Consider the following 487-nt stretch of genomic DNA (forward strand, 5'->3'; position numbering starts at 1 on the left):
CTCGACAAAACCCGACTCTGCGGCCAGGACGGGCAGGGTGGCGCCAGACAGGGCAATAGCGATAAGACTGGGGAATAAATGCTGTGTAGGTTTCATGGGCATGTCTCTAGTTTTGTGGGCAAAGCGGGTCGCTGCCGCAACCTTGGGTTGCAGTCGGCACGGTGGAGCTGGACGGTAAGGCGATCGAAGGATCAGCCGGATGAGGCGGGGTCTATGGGCATGGCATCGAACCTGTTGTTATTGGTTTTGTGCCAGGGATGGTGAAGGGCCGGCTGGGATCGGTTCAATTGTCGTTTGCGGGTTTTGGGCGATTATCGAACGGCAAAAACTGATTGGATCTTTGTGGGAGTGAGCCTGATCGCGATGGCGGCCTACAGTCGGCCAGGATGTTTTTGACTGAGTACATATCCATTTCGCGGTAACGGCGACTTAGGGTTCCGCCCTTACGGCGGGTCACTTTCGAAAAGCGCGAAAGTAACCAAAGCGC

The organism is Pseudomonas sp. PICF6, from assembly GCF_009831705.1.
GTDB classification, from domain to species: Bacteria; Pseudomonadota; Gammaproteobacteria; order Pseudomonadales; family Pseudomonadaceae; genus Aquipseudomonas; species Aquipseudomonas rhizophila.